The sequence below is a fragment of the Pseudomonas izuensis genome (assembly GCF_002356535.2).
In the GTDB taxonomy this organism is placed as follows: domain Bacteria; phylum Pseudomonadota; class Gammaproteobacteria; order Pseudomonadales; family Pseudomonadaceae; genus Aquipseudomonas; species Aquipseudomonas izuensis.
In genome coordinates this window covers 2,958,545-2,984,279 of record NZ_AP017423.2, presented here as the reverse complement: position 1 = coordinate 2,984,279, position 25,735 = coordinate 2,958,545, and the positions used below count along the sequence as shown (strand labels likewise).

The window sequence follows — 25,735 nt, the reverse complement described above, 5'->3', positions numbered from 1 at the left end:
ATCTTGTAGGACTAATCCTGCGAGCAGCGCGAGAGTCAGTCGCGGACCACACAACAGCAGCAGGTACCGTAAAGCACCCGCTGCAGTCCTGTTCAATTTCGGCGCGCGGGTGGAGTCAAGTCACAAGTGCCATCCCCTTGAGTCAGCCCTACCTGCGTGTCCGAGAAGACTGAGGACACCGGGACGCCACCGACGTCCAGGGTGTAGCTGACTTCACCCTTGCCGATCTGATTGGTGGGGCTGTTCCATGTCGGCAGGATGTGAGCCTGATAAGGCTGGATAAACCAGAAGAATCCCTTTTTCGCCTCGTCGTCGGATATCGGCCCGTAGGATGCCTTGAGGCCGGCGGAGGGTATCGGCACGGGTGCGGCGTAGGTATGTGAAGCTTTCCACTCAAGCGCAACCATCATCCCTGCTTTCAAGTAGTCGCTTGGCGGAATCAGGTATCGGAAGCCAATCTTTCCGTCTTCGAAGTGCAATGAACGGCAAGTGAGCCTGCCATTGAAGAGACCTTGTGGTTCTGCCTTTGGCAACGTCACGGTAAGGAAGGTGATTTCAACTTCAGTAGGCGTCTCGGGTTCCTGAGGGTTGGTGAAGCCAGGATTGGTAAGGGCATAGATCACCGGCATTTTCGTGTTGTTGCCTTCCTTCCTGATAACGTCCCAATCCGTTATATCGATATCAATTTCGTCGCCTGGGTTGTCTTGGTCAGGGTCGATTGGGCGAGGGCTGCCGATAGGCTTTTCGTTCCAGCGCACCTGAAGTACGTCGCCCTTGGTAAGAGGGTCATACAGTTTGACTCTGGCCACAACAGGCTTGTTCTCATCGCTGGCGATCAACTTGTTAGGCGTGTCGCTGGCTTCACCGCTCTCGCCGTAAACATCTAATGGGTGAAGGTTCGGGTTGCCGGGTTCAGGTTTAGGGTTCTCCGGACCGGTGTGGGAAAAATCGACCATCACTTTGCCCGTCGCACCGCCAAGCGCCACCGAACCACGGTACAGCTTGTACTCCACAGGCGTATCAACAGGATCGTCCGCCGAGCCGTACTGGTCCCTCATATGTTCCCAAATAACCCGCACACTCATCCGGTTCTGAGGGGCGGCACCCACGGGTGTGCGGTAAGGAAGCTCCTTCGTGCCCCAAATAATTGCGATCAGGTCCGTCGCTTTTGCGTTCAGGATTTTTGCGAACTCGACATGGACACCCTGCAAAGCGTCTGCCCGATCTACCACCCCATCGTCCCCTTCAGGTACGTTGAGGGGGGGGGTATGGATTCGGCGGAAACGCACCGAGTGCCAAGGGAATCAGGTCGTAATTGGAGATGCGGCTACGGTTGCCGGCCTTGTCCAAAACGACATAGCCAAAGCAGTAGTTGCCGTCTGGCAACCCTTTTAACAATGAAGTCGGAAATTTAATCTTGCGGTCAGCCCCCAACTCGACCACATCGATGGGCACGATGTCATTGGGGTCGTCAGGCAGTTTGTCTGCTACTACGGTGAAGGCGACTCTGTCACCTTGGGCAGGACCGGTCCAGTCGGGAACTTTGAACTCCAGGTCGGCCCCTGCAAGCGTGGCATCGACAATGGGTAGCCCGAACTCGTAGGTCAGCTTGTCTGGCGCGGCAGTACCGTTTGGAGGGATTTTATCGACGAACACGTCCACGTCTGTGGAATTGCTGGGTGTGCCGAGATAATTCTCATGTTGATACCGTAGTTTGAACGGGCCTTCATTTTCGTCCTTCAGCAACCATGGCGAAGGAATCGTTACCTCCACCGGAATCTCGGTCGTACCAGGGATATATTCCTTTTCGTAAACTGTTTCGTAGTTCGAGGTACCTGGCCGCGCGAGCTGTACGCGGATTTGCTCTCTATCCATTGGATCAGTCGGAATCGTGCTCCAGGCCTGAATCTTCAACGTCACATCGGCGTCAAGTGTTGCTCTGGCGAACAATCCTTTCGGTTCGCCCGGCAATGTGACTTTGCTCACATCGGGGGGTGGAAACGGATCCGCATCGGCTCGCCCTGGCGCTCTCTGGCTCCAGGCAGGTAGTAGTTGTGTTCTGCCGTCACTTGCCATGATGTCGCTCTCCCATTCGTATCGTTCAAACCATTGCGAAGGCAATGGCCGTCATATCTGTCTGGCAGATCGATACAGTCGGGCACGGCAATACTCTTCCCTTCGCTCTGCGAGGCTGCTTGGGCCTTGAGCGAATTAAGCAGAAGTTTTACAGATCGCGATACTGTCAGAGTTGACAGGTGGCTACCTATACAGGCGTGGTGCGGAACAAAAGAACCATCACATATGAACGGCGCAAAGTCGTGGCTCGACGTCACCTCAGAGCACCTGTTTAATCGCGTTTAAGACAACTTCTTGAAAACCACAAGACCTTGCGTCACTGCCTACGCTTGCGCCAGAATCCGCCGGCTTGTGCGCCTTGGGGCCGCTCGGTAACTTGATTCGCGTCACTGCTCATCAGTGATCGGGTTTAGTCGCCCGGTTGGATATTTAGAGAGTTGCACAAGCTCATCAGTCAGGCAGATCCACGCCTGCACTCGATGGTGACTGTGCGCAGGGCGCTTCGGCGCGCCGGCTTTGCTAGATTCCCCGGTCGACTAACCTGCGCACAGTTGCCTCCCTCTCGTTTAGTCGCAGGAGGGTTGGCACCCCATGAAGGAACCTAGCTTATGTTCAAAGTCACACCGAATCCCCCGGACACCGATCCGACCTCCCCGTACGAACCCGATTCAAACAAACTCAACGAAGCCGCCGAGCGCGCTCTCGACTTCCACTTCCCCTCCACGGCCGATATCAAGGCCACACCGCGTACGCCTTCCACCATGTTTACCGTGGACCCGGAACTCACCACCGAAACCCTGATGGTGTATCTGGTGGAGACGCTGGCGTCGGTGGATGTGATGGTCCATCAGTTGGTGGATCACCTGGAAGGTGGCGACCGCCATGCGCTGCTGGGGATTTCCAACAGCGTGATGCTGGCGGAGATCACGGCGAACCGGGTGCTGGATCAGATAGATCCACCGCAGTAGTCGCCCTTACACAAAACCTTTGTGGCTACAGGAACCTCTGTGGCGAGGGAGCTTGCTCCCGCTGGACTGCGCAGCAGGCCCATTTTTTGGGGCCGCTTCGCAGCCCGACGGGAGCAAGCTCCCTCGCCACAGTGATTGCGGTCAGCTGATGAGTGCAGCTATTTTCCAGACACGCGCGATGTCTGTCGCCCGCTCTCGCAACAGACGCGGTGCTTCGTTGCAGGCTTGCTCCAATGTCATCGGCCCACTCGCCAGGGAGAACGCGGCATTGATGCCGTGTTCATACAGTGCCTGATAGCCCTCACCCAAGGTCCCGGCGATTACGATCACCGGCACGCCATGTTGTTTGGCAACTCGCGCCACACCAAACGGCGTTTTCCCGCGCAGGGTCTGGGCATCAAAACGTCCTTCGCCCGTGATTACCAGATCGGCACCTTCGATGGCTTCGACCAAGCCCACCAGTTCGGCGACCACCTCGACCCCCGGCAAGAACTGCGCACCGAGAAACGCCTTGGCGGCAAAACCCAACCCGCCCGCCGCGCCACTGCCCGGTTCATCGCGCACATCCTTGTTCAGGACTTTCGCACAGTGATCGGCAAAGTGCCCAAGGGCATGATCGAGCAGTTGAACCTGTTCCGGCGTGGCGCCTTTTTGCGGGCCGAACACCGCCGATGCACCGTGGGGACCGCACAGCGGGTTGTCGACATCGGCGGCGATGTCAAAGCGCACCTCCGCCAGGCGCGGATCGAGTTCGCTCAGGTCGATGCGAAACAGTTGCGCCAGGGCCAGGCCGCCCGGTGCGAGCGGCTGGCCCTGTGCATCGAACAGCTGCATGCCCAAGGCCTGCATCGCGCCGGCGCCACCGTCGTTGGTGGCGCTGCCGCCGATGGCCAGGATGATGCGCTGTGCACCTTCGTCGAGGGCGAAACGAATCAATTGCCCAGTGCCAAAGGTGCTGCTGTTGCAGGCATCGCGCTGATCGACCGGCACCAATTGCAAACCGCTGGCTTCGGCCATTTCGATGATCGCGGTGCGGCTGTCCGGCAACCAGGCCATCTTCGCATAGGCTGTATCGCCGAGGGGGCCGCGCACTTCGGCATTGTGAAGCTCCCCGCCACACGCCGCCAGCACCGCCGCGACAGTGCCCTCCCCACCATCGGCCATCGGGCATTTGATCAGTTGCGCCTCCGGCCAGACTTCCCGCAAACCCAACCCGATGGCGTCGGCCGCGCCTTGAGCACTGATGCTGTCTTTGAACGAGTCAGGGGCAATCACGATCTTCATGGGAATTCTCCAGTTCCAATACCCTCATCCTGCCAGTCGCCAAACACGATGGCGCCGGTCCGCTGCACAAGGGGCATTGAGGATTATTGTTCATTTCCACAAAACCGTTTTTTGTGGGAGCAAGCCTGCTCGCGAAAGCGGTGGGTCAGTCGGTATAGGTGTTGGATGTGCTGGCCTCTTCGCGAGCAGGCTCGCTCCCACAGGGGATTGGTCTTGCCCATGCAATCCGGGCCCCACCACGGTCCATTGTGGGAGCGAGCCTGCTCGCGAAGGCGGTGGGTCAGTCGGTATAGGTGTTGGATGTGCTGGCCTCTTCGCGAGCAGGCTCGCTCCCATAGAGGATTGGTCTTGCATATGCAATCCGGGCCCCACCACTGTCCATTGTGGGAGCGAGCCTGCTCGCGAAGGCGGTGGGTCAGTCGGCATGGGTGTCGGATGTGCTGGCCTCTTCGCGAGCAGGCTCGCTCCCACAGAGGGTTTGCGCTGCCCATGCAATCCGGGCCCCGCCACGGTCCATTGTGGGAGTGAGCCTGCTCGCGAAGGCGGTGGGTCAGTCGGCATGGGTGTTGGATGTGCTGGCCTCTTCGCGAGCAGGCTCGCTCCCACAGGGGATTGGTCTTGCTTATGCAATCCGGGTCCCACCACGGTCCATTGTGGGAGCGAGCCTGCTCGCGAAGGCGGTGGGTCAGTCGGTATAGGTGTTGGATGTGCTGGCCTCTTCGCGAGCAGGCTCGCTCCCACAGAGGGTTTGCGTTGCCCATGCAATCCGGGCCCCACCACGGTCCATTGTGGGAGTGAGCCTGCTCGCGAAGGCGGTGGGTCAGTCGGTATAGGTGTTGGATGTGCTGGCCTCTTCGCGAGCAGGCTCGCTCCCACAGGGGATTGGTCTTGCTTATGCAGTCCGGGCCCCACCACGGTCCATTGTGGGAGCGAGCCTGCTCGCGAAGGCAGTGGGTCAGCCGGTATAGGTGTTGGATGTGCTGGCCTCTTCGCGAGCAGGCTCGCTCCCATAGAGGATTGGTCTTGCTTAGGCAATCCGGGCCCCACCACGGTCCATTGTGGGAGTGAGCCTGCTCGCGAAAGCGGTGGGTCAGTCGGCATAGGTGTTGGATGTGCTGGCCTCTTCGCGAGCAGGCTCGCTCCCACAGGGGATTGGTCTTGCTTAGGCAATCCGGGCCCCACCACTGTCCATTGTGGGAGCGAGCCTGCTCGCGAAGGCAGTGGGTCAGTCGGCATAGGTGTTGGATGGGCTGGCCTCTTCGCGAGCAGGCCCGCTCCCACAGGGGATTGGTCTTGCTTATGCAATCCGGGCCCCGCCACTGTCCATTGTGGGAGTGAGCCTGCTCGCGAAGGCGGTGGGTCAGTCGGTATAGGTGTTGGATGTGCTGGCCTCTTCGCGAGCAGGCTCGCTCCCACAGAGGGTTTGCGTTGCCCATGCAATCCGGGTCCCATCACGGTCCATTGTGGGAGTGAGCCTGCTCGCGAAGGCGGTGGGTCAGTCGGTATAGGTGTTGGATGTGCTGGCCTCTTCGCGAGCAGGCTCGCTCCCACAGGGGATTGGTCTTGCTTATGCAATCCGGGCCCCGCCACGGTCCATTGTGGGAGTGAGCCTGCTCGCGAAGGCGGTGGGTCAGTCGGTATAGGTGTTGGATGTGCTGGCCTCTTCGCGAGCAGGCTCGCTCCCACAGAGGGTTTGCGTTGCCCATGCAATCCGGGTCCCATCACGGTCCATTGTGGGAGTGAGCCTGCTCGCGAAGGCGGTGGGTCAGTCGGTATAGGTGTTGGATGTGCTGGCCTCTTCGCGAGCAGGCTCGCTCCCACAGGGGATTGGTCTTGCTTAGGCAATCCGGGCCCCACCACGGTCCATTGTGGGAGCGAGCCTGCTCGCGAAAGCGGTGGGTCAGTCGGCATGGGTGTTGGATGTGCTGGCCTCTTCGCGAGCAGGCTCGCTCCCACAGGGGATTGGTCTTGCTTATGCAGTCCGGGCCCCACCACGGTCCATTGTGGGAGCGAGCCTGCTCGCGAAGAAGGCAACTCGATTCCAGCTCAGACCCAGATTGCATCCCACAGCGGATAGTCACCCAATTTATCGACCAGCCCCGCCCTTAACGGGTTTGCCACAATGTACCGGGCCACTTTTACCAAGTCTTCATCGCGGCGTAGCGCTCGATCATGAAAACCTTGCTGCCAGTAACGAGTCTGTCGTCCAGTAGACTGGTTTATCGCCTTGGTGCTCATGGATTTGGTCCTTTGCATCAGTTCGCTCAATGATCCGCGCTGCAAATCGATCAACCAGTGGAAGTGATCAGGCATGACTACCCAAGCCAATGAATGGGCAAATCCAAGTTCTTGCGCGGCGCGAAATTGGGCGACGACCAACCTGCCCAAGGCGAAGTCGTTGAAGACCGGAGCTCTCGCGAGGGTATTAGTGGTCAGTAGGTAAATCCGATTGGGTTCGGCAAAACGGCCCAGACGCAGGCGGTGTGAAGCGGACAATCCAGGCATTCCTTCGCCTCTTGCATGTTCAAGTCATGAAGAAGGCTAGTCCTGTGGAGACCCAAGGGTGGGACCGGCATTTAGCAGGATGTGTCTGGGTGAATGCCTTCGCGAGCAGGCTCGCTCCCACAGGGGATTTGCGTTGCTCATGAAATTTGTGTCCCAACATTGTCCAGGGTGAGGGTGTTGTTTATGGATGGGTGTCGGTCTGCGGGAGCAGTTGCACGCCCAGGTAAAGGGCGAGCATGCCATCGAGGCGCAGTGGATCGACGCCGCTGAGTTCGGCGATCCGCTCCATGCGGTAGCGCAGGCTGTTGCGGTGAATACCTAGCGCATCGGCACAGGCCTGGCTCTGGCCATCGTGCTCGCACCAGCTGCGCAGGGTTGCCAGCAACTGGCCGTTGTTGTCCTTGGCAATGACTTTGCGCAACGGGTTGAGCAGTTCGTCGAGGGCATCGTCGTTGCGGTGGCGCCAGAGCATCACCGGCAATCGATAACGGTTGAGGATCAACAACCGCGACCGGGGCAACACCTCGCGCCCATAGGCCAGCAGGTCGCCGACCCGGCGATAACAGCGACGCAATCCCGCTAATCCATCGGCCTGCCCGCCCACGGCGATGCGCAGAATGTTCCAGCCAAGGCCCTCGAGCTTTTCCAGCAAACGTTCATTCTCGACGGTCTGATTGGCGGGCCGGCACCACAGCAACGAGGACTTGGCCGAACTCACGCACCAACTGTCCGGATAGCGCGACATCAACCAGGCACTGAGCGCATCGGCCGTTTGCCCCGGCCCTTGCTCCATGCCCAGTTCAAACAGGTAGGGCACGCGAGCCATTTGCGGCTTGAGCCCGAGCTGTTGCGCTTCGTCGATCAGTCGCGGCGAGTCCCCCGCGTCGCTGAGTAGCAACGCCAGCAAATCATCACAACGCTGACGCCGCCATTGCTGTTCCGCTTGCTGATTGCGCTGGCCCACCAGCATCTCTGCCGTCATGCGCACCAGTTCAGCATAGGTACGCAGATGCTCGGGTTCGCCAGTGATGCCCAGCACGCCGATCAAACGCTGATCGAGCATCAGCGGCAGATTGATGCCCGGTTGCACGCCCTTGAGATACATCGCGGTCTGCGCGTCGATCTCCACCACGCGCCCGTTGGCCAACACCAGTTGCGCGCCTTCATGCCGGGTGTTGACCCGCTCGGGTTCGCCGCTGCCGAGGATCAACCCCTGGCTGTCCATGACGTTGACGTTGTACGGCAGGATCGCCATCGCCCGGTCGACGATGTCCTGGGCCAGGTCGTGATCGAGTTCGAACATGACGGGGTTCCTTGAATACATGATGGGGCCATTGTTCGCCCGCACAGGGCTGGGTGGCAAACCCTGTGCGCCGGCACAAAGACAAGACCTGGGCGGTGGCCGAGACTCGCAGGGCGATCAACGTTACCCTTTGCATCGCCAAAAATCATAAAAAAGAGAGAGCCGCCATGTCACAGAGCGCCGCCGCTACCCAGGCCATCGTTGACGAGAAAAACGCCGTCTACAAACGCATCACCCTGCGTTTGATCCCCTTCATTTTCATCTGCTACCTGTTCAACTACCTCGACCGAGTCAACGTTGGTTTCGCCAAGTTGCAGATGCTCGACGCGCTGAAATTCAGCGAAACCGTATATGGCCTCGGCGCCGGGATCTTCTTTATCGGTTACGTGCTGTGCGGCGTTCCGAGCAACCTGGCGCTGACAAAGTTTGGCCCACGGCGCTGGATTGCGCTAATGATGATCACCTGGGGCGCGCTGTCGACCTGCCTGCTATTCGTCACTACACCCACCGAGTTCTACACCTTGCGTCTGTTCACCGGCGCCGCCGAGGCCGGGTTCTTCCCGGGCGTGGTGCTGTACCTTTCGCAGTGGTTCCCGACTTTCCGACGCGGCCGGATCATGGCGCTGTTCATGTCGGCGATCCCGGTGTCCGGCCTGTTGGGCAGCCCGTTCTCCGGCTGGATCCTCAACCACTTCGCCGCTGGCCAAGGCGGGTTGGCCGGTTGGCAGTGGATGTTTTTGCTGCAAGGCATTCCGACCGTGATCCTCGGCGCCCTCGCCTACTTCCTGCTCAGCGACAGTTACGCCAACGCCAAATGGCTCACGCCGTTCGAGCGTTCGGTGCTGGAAGCCGACCACGCTGAAGACCTGGCGAACAAACCGAAGACCACCACCGATTCGCTGCTGGCGGTGTTCAAGAACCCGGCGATTTGGGCGTTCGGGTTGATCTACTTCTGCATCCAGAGCGGCGTCTACGCGATCAACTTCTGGCTGCCGTCGATCATCAAGAACCTCGGTTTCAGCGACAACCTGGTGATCGGCTGGCTGAGTGCGATTCCTTACTTACTGGCAGCCCTGTTCATGCTGATGGTCGGCCGCTCGGCGGACCTGCGCAAAGAACGTCGCTGGCATCTGGTGGTGCCGATGCTGATGGGTGCGCTCGGCCTGTTGATCGCGGTGAACTTCGCCGCCAACCCGGCCATCGCCATCCTCGGCCTCACCCTAGCCACCATGGGCGCCCTCACTGGTTTGCCAATGTTCTGGCCGGTGCCGACCGCGATGCTCAGTGCCGGCGCGGCGGCCGGTGGGTTGGCGCTGATCAATTCCATGGGGCAGATGGCGGGGTTCCTCAGCCCTTACCTGGTGGGTTGGGTCAAGGACAGCACGGGGTCCACCGATGCGGCGTTGTATCTGCTGGCGGGGGTGATTGTCTGCGGGAGTCTGCTGGCGTTGCGCATGACGCGGACGTTGCGTAACCAGTGACACGTCGGGCGCCGGAGCCCTTTTGCTCCGGCGTGCCTAGCAGATCTGATAGTCGATTTTTTCCCTACACCTGCACTAGGCTGATACACCATGTCACAACGTTGTTCGGATCGGCTCTCTTGAATCCATGGAAGTCAGCCCGAGTTTGTGTGAACACACTCATTCCGGCAGGACGACATCATGGCTGTGATCGACGACGTCGAGGCTGTTTGTACACGTCTGGCATCTGATAGTGGTTGGCACGCGCTTTTTCTACATCATGGGCTCGATATCAAGGCTCGGCCCTTGGCGGCAGAGTTAAGCAAAACATTATCAGTGGATCGAACCCTCAAGGGGTTTGAAGATTTCTCCTTGACCGGACAGCGGGGCATCGAGGCCGGCAAACCGGCTCGCAGTCTGTTATTCCATGCCCTCGCCTCACCCAATGTGTTGAAGGGTCCTGACGGCAAGGCGTTTTCGTTATTCCCGACAGCGGCCGAGATAGAAACGGTCTTGAATTACGTCTATGGCTCCCGGCTGCCGTCGATGACAGACCTTCAACAACAAGCCGGGACCGGTACACCACTGGGCATTGTCGTGTTCGCCGTTGAGTACAGACCCAGGCCAGACACGGGCCACAAGAAACATGCCGATCTGTGTTTCTCCCGCACCGGCATTGCACGTGTCGGCACGGCTCCCCCGCACTACGATCGGGCGCGACGGGGTTTCCTGCCTTGGGTAACGAGCAATCCACGAGCGATCCGCGTCATACCGGCACGGTATAGCGCCTACATCGCCATGCAGAAAGCCGGCGACTCCCTTGAGTTCGGGCCATGGCCCGCGCAATCCGGCGATGATGCGCGCCAGTTCTGGGTGCCATTGCACAAGCTGTTTGACGGCCCTGACTGCATTGCCGGCCTGGATCTGAAACTGAAGATGGATTTTTTTCAGATCAATGAAAAACTCCGCCAGTTTCATCGCAACTTTCCCGGCTCCGGGTGGGGCGAACCGGACATTTCCAACGAACCGTTTGTCATTACCAGAAATCTTGTCAAATGGGCCGACCCGAAAGTTTATGGCAGTGGCTTGCTGACCCCGGTCGCCAAGACACATCTGGTGGAAGAAGCCCGCTACAAGGGCGAACGACTATTTTTTTCGATTCCGCAGGCCCCCGACTATCAGGGCTACATCATAAATCGACGTTTTAAACAGAATGATGATGGCTCTGTCCACGATCTGAGCACCGAACGTGATGTGCAGGCCATTGTTGACGCGGGTGGCTATAACGCCTTGCATTTCATTGACCACACCGCTGACGGCCAGGTCAGCGCGACTTGCCCCGCACTCGACACCGCGAGACTGAGTCATTGGCCAGCGTATTCGCTGGTCTCGGCGCCTTGTTTTTATCCTCTCCATACACCTCGGCGGCTACACGAGTGGAGCCTTGGACAGCGGTTTCCCCAGGTCTTTTTCGGACAAAGCCTCAGGGTGCTCGCAGACCGGAGAATGGCTGGTAACACACGCTTGCCGGGAGGTCATTTTCCGGTGCAGGACAAAAGCATCGCCGCCATCATCTCGCACACGCTGGACACCGGGGAGCCGGCCACTACCGTAGCGGTCGCGCATCAGCAAAGACAAACCTGTTTAACCGATGGCGGCGCGGGTACGCTCAGCCCGGGCTGGGATATCGCCCCCAAATTCGGCAGTGGATTCAACCCCGATTCCTTCGACGCGTCTGTACTGGGCAGTCCGTGGACGGACGACATGAAGATTTGTGATGCGACTGGCGCCTACTGGCCCGTGCTCTCCGCGGACTCATCAAGAAACTACGCCCCCAGGGAGGACGGGATTGCGATCATACCGTTGCAGAACGAAGAGCAATTTGCGTGCGACGGCGTCAACACGCCCCGCCTGATCGACGTGGACAATGTGAGGCGAGTCGAGTACGAGAGTTACGATCACGTCGACCTTACAAGAAACGCCCTGGATAACCGGATATCGGTCAGTCTCCTGGCACAAACCACTGCCGAGGATTACCAGGCGCGGATCTTGTCCATGCATAACGCTTTCGGTGCGTTGGGCGCCATTACACGGCAGGAAAAAAAGCGCTGGTCCGTCCTGCTTTTCCAGAAAGTGAGGCGCCCGGACAAAGAGCTGGACCAAGCAGAGTCAACGACAGGGACCCGTTTGGAAGCGCCGGTTCACGCCTATCAGATTTATAGAAACAACATTGATGGCACGACCATCCCCGAAGACTTCACCAAGCGACATGCCGAAGTACTCGAAATGTTCTATCTGTTTGTCAGCCCGACAACACTGTTGATCAAGCGCGAACAAGACCCATGGCAGGCGCGCTATCTTGTACATCCATGATGTCGTTGTCATCGGCGCCGGCCCGGCAGGCAGCGCTGCGGCGATCCTTTGCGCACAACAGGGATTGAGCGTGGCGTTGCTCGAACAATCAGCGGTTTATCGCGATCGACCCGGCGAAACCCTGCCACCGGGCATCGAACCGTTGTTGCAGCAACTGGCTATTGCCCCTGCGCTATCGACGGGCGATTTCATTCGGCATCACGGTAATTGGGTGCAATGGGGGACTCCCCGCCACTTCAATGCCTTTGGCGGTGATGCCGACGGTCCCTGGCGCGGCTTCCAGATTCCCCGACGCCTGCTCGACAACCGCTTACTCAGCCAGGCTCAGGCAGTGGGCGCAGCGGTGGTACGACCTTGTCGAACCTTGAAGGTCATTCGCTCCAACGAGACAGTAATAGGCGTGGACACCGATCAGGGTGTTTTCCATTGCGCTCAGTTGATTGACGCCAGCGGCGCCAAGGGTTGGCTGGCGCGACAACTGGCATTGGAGCGTCACGCGTATTCACCGCCATTGATCGCCACCTACGGTTACGCCAAGGGCAGCTCCACCGTGTGTGACGACGCCCCGGCAATCATCGCGAATCCGCACGGCTGGTACTGGATAGCGAAAATCGCCGCCGATTCGTACGCCTGGACCCGCCTGAAGTTCAACGCTCGTCAAGCGAATCTGCAACCGCCTGCGGAGCTCGCGCATTTGAGGGATTTCTCGAACACAAGGGGTGCGGATGTGACTTGGCGCGCGTGTGGGCAATGCGCCGGGGCGGGATATTTCATGGTCGGTGACGCAGCGTCCATCCTCGATCCTGGCACTTCCCATGGCGTGCTCAAGGCGATCATGTCGGGGATGATGGCCGGTCATGCCGTCATAAAAAGTCTGGCCCATCCCGTCCACCAAGCCACGTATCAGCACCAATATCGAACCTGGCTCAACAGCTGGTTTGTCAGGGACATGAACAAAATGCGCGAGTTTTACACCGCGCACCCGGCGCCACCGGACTGGCTGACCACTGCACCGATAATTCATTTTGATACGCTGGACCTTTCTGGTATTTGATTAGGCCTTCCCCACTGGCAAAAGGATTTCGACATGAGCTATCGCACGCTGGGCCATTCGGGCCTGCAGGTTTCGACCTTGACCCTGGGCACGATGATGTTCGGCGAACAGACCAGCACTGAGGACTCTCTGCGCATCATCGACAAGGCCTGGGAACAGGGCATCAATTTCATCGACACCGCTGACGTCTACACCAACGGCCATTCCGAAGAAATCGTCGGCGAAGCGATCGCCAGCCGCCGCCATGAATGGGTACTGGCCACCAAGGTCGGCTTCGGCCCGGTTGACGGTGTGCCGAACCGCAGCGGCCTGAGTCGCAAGCACATTTTCAACGGCATCGAGGCCAGCCTGACGCGCCTGGGCACCGACTATCTCGACGTCTATTACCTGCACCGCGAGGACCACAACACGCCGCTGGAGGTCACGGTGTCGGCCATCGGCGACCTGATTCGCCAGGGCAAGATCCGCTACTGGGGCCTGTCGAACTATCGCGGCTGGCGCATCGCCGAAGTCATTCGGGTGGCCGACAAACTCGGCGTCGACCGGCCAGTGATCAGCCAGCCGCTATACAACATCGTCAACCGCCAGGCGGAAACCGAGCAGATCACCGCCGCACAGAACTATGGCCTGGGCGTGGTGCCCTACAGCCCGCTGGCGCGCGGCGTGCTCAGTGGCAAGTACGCGCCGGACGTGAAACCGGATGCCAACAGCCGTGCCGGGCGCGCAGACAAACGCATCCTGGAAACCGAATGGCGCGTTGAGTCCCTGCGCATTGCCCAGCAGATCCAGCAGTACACGCAGGAGCGCGGCGTGGGCATCGTCGAGTTCGCCATCGCCTGGGTGCTGAACAACAGCGCCGTCACCTCGGCCATCGTCGGCCCGCGCACCGAAGCACAGTGGGATGCCTACACTAAGGCGCAAGCGGTGAAGATTACGGCCGAGGATGAAGCGTTCATTGATTCGCTGGTGACGCCGGGGCATGCGTCGACACCGGGGTTCAATGATGTGAGTCATTTCGTGTCAGGCCGTAAACCGCACAATAACTGAAAAGACACGCCACCTATTGTGGGAGCGAGCCTGCTCGCGAAAGCGGTCTACCCTTCAACATCAATGTTGGATGTGAAACCGCATTCGCGAGCAGGCTCGCTCCCACAGGGTTTCGCCCCCCCGGAATGTTGAAAATTCTGATCATCCGGCCAATATTCAGCACAAAAACCACGTATCCTCCGCACCCCGTTTTACGTTCAACCTCGCGAGGACAGCTTGTCTAAAGGTATCGCTCTATCGGTTTCAGCCTCGGTGCTGTTTGCCGTCATGTATTACTACACTTCGCTGCTCACCCCCTTGAGCGGCGTGGAGATTTTTGGCTGGCGCATGCTGTTGACCGTGCCCTGCATGACTGTGTTCATGGTGGTGTCCGGTGAATGGCGACGCGCCGCTGAGCTATTGCGCCGGATCAGCATCCGACCGAAATTGGTCGGTGGCCTGATCGTTTCCTCGGCGTTGCTGGGCGTACAACTCTGGCTGTTCATGTGGGCGCCGCTCAACGGCTACAGCCTCGACGTGTCGCTGGGCTATTTCCTGTTGCCGCTGGCCATGGTGCTGACCGGGCGCATCGCCTACGGTGAACGCCTGTCTTACCTGCAAAAAGTCGCGGTGTTTTTCGCCAGCCTGGGCGTGGTCAATGAGTTGTATCAGGTCGGCGGATTTTCCTGGGCGACACTGGTGGTGACCGTAGGCTATCCGCTGTATTTCGTCGTGCGCAAATGGCTGAGGACCGACAACCTCGGCGGGCTCTGGGTGGACATGACCCTGATGCTGCCGATTGCCTACTGGTTCGTGCGCGGTGGCGAACAGGGCTTCGGCGTCTTCGACCAGCACCCGGCATTGGCCGGGTTGATCCCGCTTCTGGGTCTGATCAGCGCCTCGGCACTGGTGGTTTACATCATCGCCAGTCGCTTGCTGCCGTTCAGTCTGTTCGGGTTGTTGAGCTATGTGGAGCCGGTGCTGTTGCTCGGCGTGGCGTTGTTGCTGGGGGAAAGCATCAAGCCCGGTGAATGGCTGACTTATATTCCGATCTGGATGGCGGTACTGGTGCTGGTATTTGAAGGGTTCAAGCATCTGATGCGGCAGCGTCGCCCTTAAGGCAAACACAAAACAAATGTGGGAGCGAGCCTGCTCGCGATGAGGGCCTGACATTCAACATCTCGGTTGACTGATCTGGCGCTATCGCGAGCAGGCTCGCTCCCACAGTTTTTTAGCGGTGAATCAGCTTAATCGGTGGACAACACACCACGCCGAACCTGGTCGCGTTCAATGGATTCAAACAGCGCCTTGAAGTTGCCTTCGCCGAAGCCGTCATCGCCCTTACGCTGGATGAACTCGAAGAACACCGGGCCCATCAGGGTTTCCGAGAAGATCTGCAGCAGCAGACGCTTGTCGCCCGCCTCGGACGAACCGTCCAGCAAGATGCCCCGCGCTTGCAGTTCGCCCACCGGCTCACCGTGGTTCGGCAAGCGGCCTTCGAGCATTTCATAGTAGGTGTCCGGCGGCGCGGTCATGAAGCGCATGCCGATGCTTTTCAGGTGGTCCCAGGTTTTGATCAGGTCGTCGGACAGGAACGCCACGTGCTGGATGCCTTCGCCGTTGAACTGCATCAGGAACTCTTCGATCTGCCCGGCGCCCTTGGACGATTCTTCGTTCAGCGGGATGCGGATCATGCCGTCCGGCGCGGTCATGGCCTTGGAGGTCAGGCCGGTGTATTCGCCCTTGATGTCGAAGTAACGGATTTCGCGGAAGTTGAACAGCTTCTCGTAGAAATTCGCCCAGTAGGCCATGCGGCCGCGATACACGTTGTGGGTCAGGTGATCGATGATCTTCAGGCCGGCGCCGACCGGGTGGCGATCGACACCTTCGAGGTACACGAAGTCGATGTCGTAGATCGAGCTGCCTTCACCGAAACGGTCGATCAGGTACAGCGGCGCACCGCCGATGCCTTTGATCGCCGGCAGGTGCAGCTCCATCGGGCCGGTTTCGATGTGGATCGGCTGGGCGCCGAGTTCCAGGGCGCGCTTGTAGGCTTTTTGCGAATCCTTGACCCGGAATGCCATGCCGCATACCGACGGACCGTGCTCGGCGGCGAAGTACGAGGCGACGCTGTGCGGTTCGTTATTGAGGATCAGGTTGATCGCGCCCTGGCGATACAGGTGCACGTCTTTGGAGCGATGGGTCGCGACCTTGGTGAAGCCCATGATCTGGAAGATCGGCTCCAGGGTGTTGGGGGTCGGCGATGCGAACTCGATGAACTCGAAGCCCATCAGGCCCATTGGGTTTTCGTATAAATCTGCCATGGTTGGCGCCTCATCATTCTTATCAATTAACAAAGGTTAGTTGCTAGCAATGCTGAGACCGGTGGGAGGCGCACAGGAGATGCCCCGCACGCTGCGGGCGAGGAAATCACCGTAGATCAATTGAAACCCTAATAACTTCATGGTCGACCCAAGGCTCTTGCGGGCGAAGCTTCTGTTGCCAGAAGACGTATTCTTGTATGCGTAACCTGATTCTACACAGCGTAAATCAGTTTGTCCGCCTTCTGTATAAAATCCGCTTTTTTCCCGCCGGCGCAAGGGGTTTGTTGCACAGGTAAATCCCCGCCAGAACCAGCCCTCCTCCCAAGTACATGGCCAGCGTGAGTTGCTCGCCCAATAGCAGTGCGCCGAGGATCACGGCGGTAAGCGGGTTCAGGGCGATAAAGACACCGGAACGGGTCGCGCCAATTTTACGAATGCCGTCGTAATAGCCGATGTACGCCAGTGCCGAACCCAATACGCCCAGGTACATCAGGCTCAGCCACTGCGACGGGCCGAGACTGGCGAGTACAGCAAGACTGACCTCACCGCGAATGGCGCACGTCAACCACAGCATCAGCGTGCCCAGCAAAATCGACCAGGTCACCGTTTGCACCGGTCCCAGGCTTTGATTCAGCTCCCGGGAGCACAGCGAATAAATGCCCCAGCCGAGCACGCAGCCGAGAATCAGCAGATCACCGATCCATGCGTCGGAATTGCCGGCCAGCAGTTGCGGGTTGCGGCTGACGATCACCAGGCTTGCCCCGGCAATGCAGGTCGCGATGCCCGCGACCTTCGCCCGACTCAAGCGCTCCTTAAACAAAAGCCACGAGGCCAACCCGATCACCGCCGGGTTCAGCGCCACAATCAGGGACGCCCGCGAGGCATTGATGTAGTGCAGGCCATAGAAAAAGCAGAGGTTGTAAAAGAAGATCCCAGAGAATCCCAACAGCGCCAGTTGCAACCATTGCCTGGGGCTGGGTCGAGCCAATGGAACGCGGGTCAACAATAAAAACAACAACAATGCCGCGCTGGCCAGGAGGAACCGCAGGCTGGCGGCGAACAACGGGCTGAGGCTATCGGCCAGGAACCGCCCGGCCACGAAGGTGCCGCCCCAGATCATGGTGACCGTCGCCAGTTTCAAATAAACGGGTACATCGGTCTGCCTGGACAGGCTTTGTTCACATGTGGACATACGTCTCCGGGTTTTGTGATCGATGGGATGACGTATCATTCCGCTAATACTTAGTCATCGTAAAATGAGTAAACACTCATGACCCTCACTCAATTGGAGATCTTCTCCACCGTCGCCGAGCTGCACGGCTTCACGGCGGCGGCCAATCGCCTGGGGATTACCCAATCGGCGGTTTCCCATGCGTTGAAATCCCTGGAACAGGAATTGGGCGTCGAACTGCTGCGCCGTCATCAGTCCCAGGTTGAATTGAGCGATATCGGTCAGCAGCTCCTGCTGCGTGCACGGGCCATGCTGGGTCTGGCCAATACCCTGCGCCAGGAAGCTGCGGATGCCCGGGGCATGAAACGCGGCACCTTGCGCGTTGGCTCGTTCGGCCCCACTTCGTCGATCAAATTGCTGCCCAGGATCCTGCAGCGCTACCGTGCCGAACATCCGGGCATCGAGGTCCACATTGATGAAGGGCCGGACCGTCAGGTGATCCAATGGCTGGAAGAGCGGCGCATCGACATCGGGTTTGTGGTGCTGCCAGACGAGCGTTTCGACACGGTAGCGCTGATGGAAGACCAGATGGTTGCGCTGCTGCCGGTCAATCATCCGTTGACGGCGCGTGACAGCGTGAGTCTGAGCGACTTGTGCCATGACCCTTTCGTGTTGACCGAGGCCGGTTCGTCAGAGCTGGTATCGCGGCTGTTCAATGCCGCCCGGCTGACACCCAACATCCGTTTTCGTTGCTCGCAGTTGCTGAGCACCCTGGATACGGTCGGTCGTGGCGATGCATTGACCGTGGTCGCCGAAGGCTCGCTGCCCGAGCTCAGCGACACCCGCTACGTGAAGAAACCCTTGCGGCCCGCCGTGGTGCGACAGGTCGGTTTGGCAGTACTCGATCAGCGCCAGGCATCACCCGCAGCACTGGCGTTCATCAAACTGGCCCAAGGGCTCGATTACCGATGAGCGGCGTAAGTACCCAGAGCCAACTATCATGGCTCGAACTTGAACTCTTTTTGCAGGGCGTTGCGCCCTGCCAGCATTTGAGAGCCCTATTTCATCGTTACAGGTTTCGCAAATGCCACTGAACGCCAACACCCGCAAACGCAGCATCAGAATTGCAATCACCCTTGCCAGTGGATTACTCCCGGTATTACTGGGCGGTGTCATTCTCTCCATGCAAGCTGAGCGAACGCTCCAGCAAAGTACGCAGCAGACTGCCGAAGAAGCCATTCGCCAGTTCGAACTGATGCTCGACAACAACGCCCAGGCAGCCCGGGAGTTACTGCCCCTGGCCGGACAAACTTGCATCGACGTCAACCTGGCCTTGCGCGAGCAAGCCACTCGCCGACCATTCGTGCGCTCGACCAATCTGGTGTGGGACGACACTATTTATTGCAGTTCCTTGTTTGGTGACTATCAGGAGAAGATTGCATCCGGGGACTACGCCGGTGGCCGCTTGTTATTGATGAAAGGCAACCCGGTCACACCCAACACGGCAGTGCTGGTATATCGGCTCGGCGAAGGCCTGCGTGGCGCGATGAGCACGCTCGATGGCTATCACCTGATTAATGCACTGCGCATGATCGGCCGTCATACCCTGTTGGCCCTGCAAGTCGGCCCCCATTGGTTGACCTCCGACGGCGAGTTCCATGAGGGCCCCCTCCCCGTCTTTCCGGTGGCGCAAACCAAAATCGATTCTTCGCGTTTTGCCTTTGGCGTTCAGGCCGGTTTCCCCGAAGGCGAAACCTGGCGCTACATGAGCAGCCAATACCCGCCGTTGTTCAGCCTGCTGATTTTCTTTGGCGTCATATCGGGCCTGATCGGACACATTCTACAGAAGCGTTCATCGTCACCGACCCATGAAATGAAGCGTGCGCTGGACGCGGCAGAGTTCGTTCCGTACTTCCAGGCCGTTGTGCATGGCGATAGCAAAAAGATCTCCGGCATCGAAGTGCTGATGCGCTGGAACCACCCGAAAGAAGGCCTGGTGCGCCCCGACCTGTTCATTCCATTCGCCGAACACTCCGGACTGATCGTGCCGATGACCCGCTCATTGATGCAACAGACAGCCACCTTGCTCGCTCCGCTGTCCACGTCGTTCGAGGAACCTTTCCACATCGGCGTCAACATTACCGCCAATCACTGCCAGGATCTGGACCTGGTCCAGGATTGCCGCGAATTTCTCGCGGCTTTCGCACCGGGTTCCATTTACCTGGTGCTGGAGTTGACTGAACGCGAACTGATCGAACCCACGGCCATTACCCATCAACTGTTCGAACAGTTGCATGACCTTGGGGTGAAGATCGCCATCGACGACTTCGGCACCGGCCATTCCAGCCTCGGGTATCTGCGGCAGTTCAATGTTGATTATTTGAAAATCGACCAGAGCTTCGTCGCCATGATCGGCATCGACACGCTGTCCAGCCACATTCTGGACAGCATCATGGAACTTGCCGCCAAGCTCGATCTGGCGATGGTTGCCGAAGGTGTGGAAACCCTGGCGCAAAGTGATTATCTGACGGCCCATAACGTCAACTTCCTGCAGGGCTATCTATATGGTCGACCGATGCCCGGCGCGGAGTTCATTAGTGCATTAAGTGACCATTAACTAATGCTTTCAAGCGATGAGACAGCGATAGGACGCACCAATTTGAAACAAATGACCGTTCTTGGTTACATGAAAAAAAAGACATGATTTACTCTTGGTCCATTAACTACTACAATTTTTCATGCCTGCGGTAATTTAGCAGGTGAGCCATTTATCACCGGGTCGCTTCAAGGCTCTTGGCTTATAGCTTTGTTTGCGGTTGGTATCAGCCAAACACACTATTGGAGTAAAGATATTGTCCAGACTCGCTGAATTTCGTGCAGCTGAAAAGGCCCTTCAAGAGCAGCTCAAGCAGCTTGAGTCCCTGAAGAACGATGCCGGGCTCAAGAAAGAAATCGAATTCGAAGAAAAGCTCCAGGGGCTGATGAAAACCTACGGCAAGAGCCTGCGCGACATTATCGCCATTCTCGATCCGAATCCGGCCAAATCCGGCCTGCAAGCCTCGGCGCCGAAAACCCGCCGCGCCCGCGTAGTCAAGGTTTATCAGAACCCGCACACTGGTGAACTGATTGAAACCAAGGGTGGCAACCACCGCGGCTTGAAAGCCTGGAAGGAACAATATGGTGCCTCTACCGTTGATTCCTGGTTGCGTGGCTAAGCACTTGCGCTGTAAAAAAAAGCCCTGCAAATGCAGGGCTTTTTCATGAATACCTTCTAAATTCAACGATGTTGGCCGATCAAACCACTACTTGCCGACTAACTTTGTGCTTAATCCGTTTGGGTATCTAAATATTTCGGCGCGGACGCAAAGCCTGAAGCCACTAAAGTCTTCTTTTAAAGTTTCAAGGCGTTACGCGCCGCCTCTATTTCATCCTGGCTGGCCTTATAAGCCTCGGCCTGTCCGGCGTAGGAAAGAACGTAGGCTTTATCGCCGTCCACCGCAGCCACCAATGTTTGAGAAAGCACATGCCGGCCGTTTTGTGTAATGGTACAGGTGGTTTCCAGCGCCGATAACCGGCTCAAGGTAGACGGATGAATCCGGTTGCAGACACTTTGATAGCCCCCTTGAAAAAAGTCTTTCTGCACCGACTTGCGCATCTCCAGCAACACCCCTTCCAGGTTGACCTGATGATCGCTTTGCACCTGCGTCATGGTCAGCTCCATCACCATCACCGGGGTGCCGCCCTGATCGACTTTCACTGCACGCTGGCGAGACACACCTGAAGCACCCTCACCTGGTGCAATTTCTTCGACCTGCCAGCCGGGAGGCCAGGTCATGACCGGCGTCTCGGCCTGAGCACTGGCAATCCCGGACAGCATGCCGATCAGGATGAACACCGATTTACCGAATCGAATCATTGCAATCAACACTCGCGTTTTGAGCCGTGAAGTCTGAGCCCAGGCCGTCTGTCAGGCAATAGCAGAGGCTTTGGGTTTGGTGATGTCCTTACCCTTGCGTATCATGTCCACCATTCGATAGCCCCGCTTATTTTCCGGAGGGCCCATGAGCCTGCACGAACTGAACACCTTCCCCGGCGTCACCGCTCAACCTGATACCGCGACGCAAAAGTTTGTCTTCAACCACACCATGCTGCGGGTCAAGGACATCACAAAATCGCTGGACTTCTACACGCGCATCCTCGGTTTTACGCTGGTAGAAAAGCGCGATTTCCCGGAAGCCGAGTTCAGCCTGTATTTCCTCGCGCTGGTCGATAAATCACAGATCCCGGCCGACACCGCCGCGCGCACCGAGTGGATGAAATCGATCCCCGGCATTCTCGAACTGACCCATAACCACGGCACCGAGAACGACCCGGACTTCGCCTACCACAACGGCAACACCGACCCACGCGGCTTCGGTCATATCTGCATTTCGGTACCGGACATCGTCGCCGCGTGCGAGCGCTTTGAAGCACTGGGCTGCGACTTCCAGAAACGCCTGAACGACGGCCGCATGAAGAGCCTGGCATTCATCAAGGATCCGGATAACTACTGGGTCGAAATCATCCAGCCTGCGCCACTCTAACTTTCACCACAGAACCCTGTGGAAGCGAGCCTGCTCGCGAAAGCGTAATGTCAGCCGACATCACAGTTGAATGACCCACCGCCTTCGCGAGCAGGCTCGCTCCCACAGAAAAACGGCTCCCGCCCTGTTAAATGCCAGTCACAAAAAAACCCCATGATCCGTCATGGGGTTTTGTGTTTTCAGCGTCGGCGTTTATGCCGGTGCCGATGTCCGGATCAGGTGATCGAACGCACTCAAGGAAGCCTTGGCGCCCTCACCCACCGCGATCACGATCTGCTTGTATGGCACTGTGGTGACGTCGCCGGCGGCGAACACGCCCGGTATCGACGTTTCACCACGGGCATCGACGATGATTTCGCCACGGGGCGACAACTCGATGGTGCCTTTGAGCCAATCGGTGTTGGGCAGCAGACCGATCTGCACGAAGATCCCTTCCAGCTCCACGGTGCGCAGTTCGTCGGTCTGACGATCCTTGTAGCGCAGGCCGTTGACCTTCTGACCATCCCCCGTCACTTCAGTGGTTTGCGCATGGGTGATCACGGTGACGTTCGGCAGGCTGTGCAACTTGCGCTGCAACACCGCGTCGGCGCGCAGCTGCACGTCAAACTCCAGCAGCGTGACATGGGACACAATACCGGCCAGGTCGATGGCCGCTTCGACGCCGGAGTTACCGCCGCCAATCACCGCCACACGCTTGCCTTTGAACAGCGGGCCGTCACAGTGCGGGCAGTACGCCACACCTTTGTTGCGGTATTGCTGCTCGCCCGGCACGTTCATTTCACGCCACCGCGCACCGGTCGCCAGGATCACGGTTTTGGCTTTGAGCTTCGCACCACTGGCGAAGTGGATTTCATGCAGCTCGCCATTCGCGCCCGGCACCAACTGGTCGGCACGTTGCAGGTTCATGATGTCCACGTCGTACTGTTTGACGTGTTCTTCCAGCGCGACGGCCAGTTTCGGCCCTTCGGTTTCCTGCACCGAGATGAAGTTTTCGATGGCCATGGTGTCCAGCACCTGACCACCAAAACGCTCAGCCGCAACACCGGTGCGAATGCCTTTGCGGGCCGCGTAGATCGCCGCCGAAGCACCGGCCGGGCCACCGCCGACCACCAGCACATCAAAGGCTTCCTTGGCGCTGATCTTCTCTGCCTGGCGCTCGATGCCGCTGGTGTCGATTTTGGCGAGAATTTCTTCCAGCCCCATGCGGCCCTGCCCGAAATTCACCCCGTTGAGGTAGATGCTGGGCACCGCCATGATCTGGCGCTCATCGACTTCCGCCTGGAACAGCGCGCCGTCGATGGCGACGTGGCGGATGTTGGGGTTCAGCACGGCCATCAGGTTCAGCGCCTGGACCACGTCCGGGCAGTTCTGGCAGGACAGCGAGAAATAGGTCTCGAAGTTGAACTCGCCTTTGAGCGAACGAATCTGTTCAATCACTTCGATACTGGCCTTCGAAGGGTGGCCGCCGACTTGCAGCAAGGCCAGCACCAACGAAGTGAATTCATGGCCCATCGGGAGGCCCGCGAAACGCAGGCTGATATCGGCACCGGGGCGATTGATCGAGAACGATGGCTTGCGTGCATCGTCACCGTTATCGAGCAAAGTAATCTGGGTGGAAAGACTGGCAACATCTTTCAGCAGTTCGAGCATTTCCCGGGATTTCGCACCGTCGTCGAGAGAGGCAACGATCTCGATCGGCTGGGTGACCCGTTCCAGGTACGATTTCAACTGGGCTTTAAGATTGGCGTCCAACATACGGGCGATTTCCTTGAATTTGAGACATAAAAAAACGCCCGAGCGAATCTCGCCCGGGCGTTTTTATTGGGCGGTGCAGCTTACTGAGTAGGTGCGGCGTTCCGCCCCGGGTTACGCGTCACAGACTTAGATCTTGCCGACCAGGTCCAGGGACGGCGCCAGAGTGGCTTCGCCTTCTTTCCACTTGGCTGGGCAAACCTGGCCAGGGTGAGCAGCGACGTACTGGGCCGCCTTGATCTTGCGCAGCAGCTCGGAAGCATCACGACCTACACCACCGTCGTTCAGCTCGACGATCTTGATCTGGCCTTCAGGGTTGATCACGAAGGTGCCACGGTCAGCCAGACCGGCTTCTTCGATCAACACGTCGAAGTTGCGGGAGATGGCGTGAGTCGGGTCGCCGATCATGGTGTACTGGATTTTGCCGATGGCTGGCGACGTGTTGTGCCAGGCAGCGTGAGCAAAGTGGGTGTCGGTGGAAACGCTGTAGATCTCGACGCCCAGCTTCTGGAAAGCGTCGTAGTTGTCGGCCAGGTCTTCCAGCTCGGTTGGGCAAACGAAGGTGAAGTCAGCCGGGTAGAAGAACACCACCGACCATTTGCCTTTCAGGTCAGCGTCCGAGACTTTTACGAAGTCGCCGTTTTTGAATGCGTCAGCTTTGAACGGTTTAACTTGGCTGTTGATGATAGGCATCGATGACTCTCCGTCAGGGTTGTGAAGTTGATGGAGAGAACTTTACCCACTCGACGGACGGATGGCTCATTGGCAAACCTGATACTGCTGATTGGCTTTCGCTATTAGCCAACAGTATTAATAGAAGAAAACCGAATTTAGGGTTCCAGCGGTTTTTCCACGAGGCGGGTCATGCCGAGAAACGGGCTGGTTTCGATGTAGCGCATGGCGGACTTGATGTCTTTCCAGCCCACGTAGCTCATCAATGACTTCAAGTCCCAGCCACTCTGATGCGCCCATGAGGCAAAACCGCGGCGCAAGGAGTGGCTGGTGTAGTGTTCGGCGGCGATGCCCGAACGCTCCAGCGCCTGACGCAGCAGTGGTATCACGCTGTTGGCATGCAGGCCCTCTTCGCTCAGATGCCCCCAGCGATCGATGCCGCGAAAAACCGGTCCGCGCACCAGGGCCGCTTCGGTGATCCAGGCGATATACGCCTGCACCGGGCACAACCGCTGCAGGGCGGGTGTCTGGTAAGTCTTGCCGAGGTTTTCGCGGTCACCCTTGCTGCGCGGCAAGAATAAGGTGATGCCGGTGCCGGCGATGGCTTGCACATGTTCGATCTGCAGATTGCACAACTCGTCGCTACGAAATCCTCGCCAGAAGCCCAGCAGGATCAGCGCGCTATCGCGTCTGGCCCGCAGCAAAGCCGGTCGGTTGTTTTCAATGATTGCGGTTTGTGCTTCCTGCTCCAACCCAGCGATCACCTGTTCCAGATGTTGAAGCTGTAAAGGCTCGGCCTGCTTCTCCTGGGCTGGATGCAACGCACGAATCCCCTTGAACACCTTGCGCACCACCGGCGCTTTCGTCGGGTCGGCGAAGCCCTGGCTGTTGTGCCACTGCGCCAACGCCGACAATCGCAGCTTCAAGGTGTTGATCGACAGCACACCGGCATGGGCGACCAGATAACGCGCCACGCTGTCGCCGGTGGCCGGCAGGAAACCACCCCAGGTCACCTCGAAGTGTTCGATGGCCGCACGATAACTGCGACGGGTGTTGTCGCGGGTTGCGGCTTGCAGGTAACGATCCAGCTCGCTCATGGGGTCAAACTCTCGAATGCGTACGGCTTTTACTGGCAAAAATGAATTTTCGGCGTATCACGCGGGGTAATACCAGTATATCCCGTG

General features: G+C 58.4%; 21 protein-coding genes. 10 read left to right on the top strand and 11 right to left on the bottom strand.

From position 1 onward, the window contains the following. Nucleotides 1-92: 92 nt before the first annotated feature. Nucleotides 93-1,211, bottom strand: coding sequence for a hypothetical protein (locus tag LAB08_RS13455; RefSeq protein WP_157755707.1), 1,119 nt, complete (start codon nt 1,209-1,211; stop codon nt 93-95). A 34-nt stretch (nt 1,212-1,245) separates the two neighbouring features. Further along, nucleotides 1,246-2,076 (bottom strand): hypothetical protein, encoded by an 831-nt coding sequence (locus LAB08_RS13450; RefSeq protein ID WP_157755708.1) that lies wholly within the window; start codon nt 2,074-2,076, stop codon nt 1,246-1,248. A gap of 608 nt (nt 2,077-2,684) precedes the next feature. On the opposite strand from LAB08_RS13450, the gene LAB08_RS13445 reads away from it, so the two are divergent. Beyond that, nucleotides 2,685-3,044, top strand: coding sequence for a DUF6124 family protein (locus tag LAB08_RS13445; protein ID WP_096511739.1), 360 nt, complete (start codon nt 2,685-2,687; stop codon nt 3,042-3,044). A 141-nt stretch (nt 3,045-3,185) separates the two neighbouring features. On the opposite strand, the gene LAB08_RS13440 is transcribed toward LAB08_RS13445, so the two are convergent. The 3 genes from LAB08_RS13440 to LAB08_RS13430 form a co-directional block, all read right to left on the bottom strand. Then, nucleotides 3,186-4,328, bottom strand: coding sequence for a glycerate kinase (locus tag LAB08_RS13440; protein ID WP_096511740.1), 1,143 nt, complete (start codon nt 4,326-4,328; stop codon nt 3,186-3,188). 2,046 nt (nt 4,329-6,374) lie between these two features. After that, a complete protein-coding gene (locus tag LAB08_RS13435) occupies nt 6,375-6,833 on the bottom strand; it encodes an REP-associated tyrosine transposase (protein ID WP_096511744.1) in 459 nt (152 codons plus the stop codon). A 181-nt stretch (nt 6,834-7,014) separates the two neighbouring features. After that, entirely contained in the window at nt 7,015-8,136 is a 1,122-nt protein-coding gene (locus tag LAB08_RS13430; protein WP_096511745.1) for a sugar diacid recognition domain-containing protein, read from the bottom strand. Between the two features lie 167 nt (nt 8,137-8,303). On the opposite strand from LAB08_RS13430, the gene LAB08_RS13425 reads away from it, so the two are divergent. From LAB08_RS13425 to rarD, 5 genes are all read left to right on the top strand, one after another. Then, nucleotides 8,304-9,617 carry an MFS transporter gene (locus LAB08_RS13425; protein WP_096511746.1) on the top strand — a complete coding sequence of 438 codons (1,314 nt, stop codon included), beginning with the start codon at nt 8,304-8,306 and terminating at the stop codon, nt 9,615-9,617. A 180-nt stretch (nt 9,618-9,797) separates the two neighbouring features. After that, on the top strand, nt 9,798-11,969 hold the full coding sequence (locus LAB08_RS13420; RefSeq protein ID WP_096511747.1) for a hypothetical protein: 2,172 nt from the start codon (nt 9,798-9,800) through the stop codon (nt 11,967-11,969). Continuing rightward, the gene (locus tag LAB08_RS13415) at nt 11,956-13,023 is read left to right on the top strand and encodes an NAD(P)/FAD-dependent oxidoreductase (RefSeq protein WP_096511748.1); all 1,068 of its coding nucleotides are present in this window, start codon (nt 11,956-11,958) and stop codon (nt 13,021-13,023) included. The genes LAB08_RS13420 and LAB08_RS13415 overlap by 14 nt, the downstream gene beginning before the upstream one ends. A gap of 33 nt (nt 13,024-13,056) precedes the next feature. After that, nucleotides 13,057-14,070: an aldo/keto reductase gene (locus LAB08_RS13410; RefSeq protein WP_096511749.1), complete on the top strand. Its 1,014-nt coding sequence runs from the start codon at nt 13,057-13,059 to the stop codon at nt 14,068-14,070. Between the two features lie 216 nt (nt 14,071-14,286). Next, nucleotides 14,287-15,168, top strand: coding sequence for an EamA family transporter RarD (gene rarD, locus LAB08_RS13405; protein ID WP_096511750.1), 882 nt, complete (start codon nt 14,287-14,289; stop codon nt 15,166-15,168). Nucleotides 15,169-15,296: 128 nt separating this feature from the next. Here rarD and hppD read toward each other — a convergent pair whose 3' ends face one another. Both hppD and LAB08_RS13395 read right to left on the bottom strand, forming a co-directional pair. Continuing rightward, entirely contained in the window at nt 15,297-16,373 is a 1,077-nt protein-coding gene (hppD, locus tag LAB08_RS13400; protein ID WP_096511751.1) for a 4-hydroxyphenylpyruvate dioxygenase, read from the bottom strand. A 226-nt stretch (nt 16,374-16,599) separates the two neighbouring features. Continuing rightward, nucleotides 16,600-17,565, bottom strand: coding sequence for a DMT family transporter (locus LAB08_RS13395; protein ID WP_096511752.1), 966 nt, complete (start codon nt 17,563-17,565; stop codon nt 16,600-16,602). Between the two features lie 78 nt (nt 17,566-17,643). Here LAB08_RS13395 and LAB08_RS13390 point away from each other — a divergent pair, with 78 nt between their 5' ends. From LAB08_RS13390 to LAB08_RS13380, 3 genes are all read left to right on the top strand, one after another. Next, nucleotides 17,644-18,516, top strand: coding sequence for a LysR family transcriptional regulator (locus LAB08_RS13390; RefSeq protein WP_096511753.1), 873 nt, complete (start codon nt 17,644-17,646; stop codon nt 18,514-18,516). Between the two features lie 112 nt (nt 18,517-18,628). Then, nucleotides 18,629-20,161 (top strand): EAL domain-containing protein, encoded by a 1,533-nt coding sequence (locus LAB08_RS13385; protein WP_096511754.1) that lies wholly within the window; start codon nt 18,629-18,631, stop codon nt 20,159-20,161. 235 nt (nt 20,162-20,396) lie between these two features. Then, nucleotides 20,397-20,759, top strand: coding sequence for a histone-like nucleoid-structuring protein, MvaT/MvaU family (locus LAB08_RS13380; RefSeq protein ID WP_096511755.1), 363 nt, complete (start codon nt 20,397-20,399; stop codon nt 20,757-20,759). A 176-nt stretch (nt 20,760-20,935) separates the two neighbouring features. On the opposite strand, the gene LAB08_RS13375 is transcribed toward LAB08_RS13380, so the two are convergent. After that, entirely contained in the window at nt 20,936-21,460 is a 525-nt protein-coding gene (locus LAB08_RS13375; protein ID WP_096511756.1) for a DUF4946 domain-containing protein, read from the bottom strand. Between the two features lie 145 nt (nt 21,461-21,605). Here LAB08_RS13375 and gloA point away from each other — a divergent pair, with 145 nt between their 5' ends. Continuing rightward, nucleotides 21,606-22,127, top strand: a complete 522-nt coding sequence (gene gloA / locus LAB08_RS13370) for a lactoylglutathione lyase (RefSeq protein WP_096511757.1) — start codon at nt 21,606-21,608, stop codon at nt 22,125-22,127. A gap of 192 nt (nt 22,128-22,319) precedes the next feature. Here the strand turns inward: gloA and ahpF are convergent, their stop codons facing one another. From ahpF to LAB08_RS13355, 3 genes are all read right to left on the bottom strand, one after another. Then, nucleotides 22,320-23,882: an alkyl hydroperoxide reductase subunit F gene (ahpF, locus tag LAB08_RS13365; protein ID WP_096511758.1), complete on the bottom strand. Its 1,563-nt coding sequence runs from the start codon at nt 23,880-23,882 to the stop codon at nt 22,320-22,322. A gap of 126 nt (nt 23,883-24,008) precedes the next feature. Next, nucleotides 24,009-24,572 (bottom strand): alkyl hydroperoxide reductase subunit C, encoded by a 564-nt coding sequence (gene ahpC / locus LAB08_RS13360; protein ID WP_007975937.1) that lies wholly within the window; start codon nt 24,570-24,572, stop codon nt 24,009-24,011. Between the two features lie 137 nt (nt 24,573-24,709). Continuing rightward, a complete protein-coding gene (locus tag LAB08_RS13355) occupies nt 24,710-25,648 on the bottom strand; it encodes a site-specific integrase (protein WP_096511759.1) in 939 nt (312 codons plus the stop codon). Nucleotides 25,649-25,735: the final 87 nt, after the last annotated feature.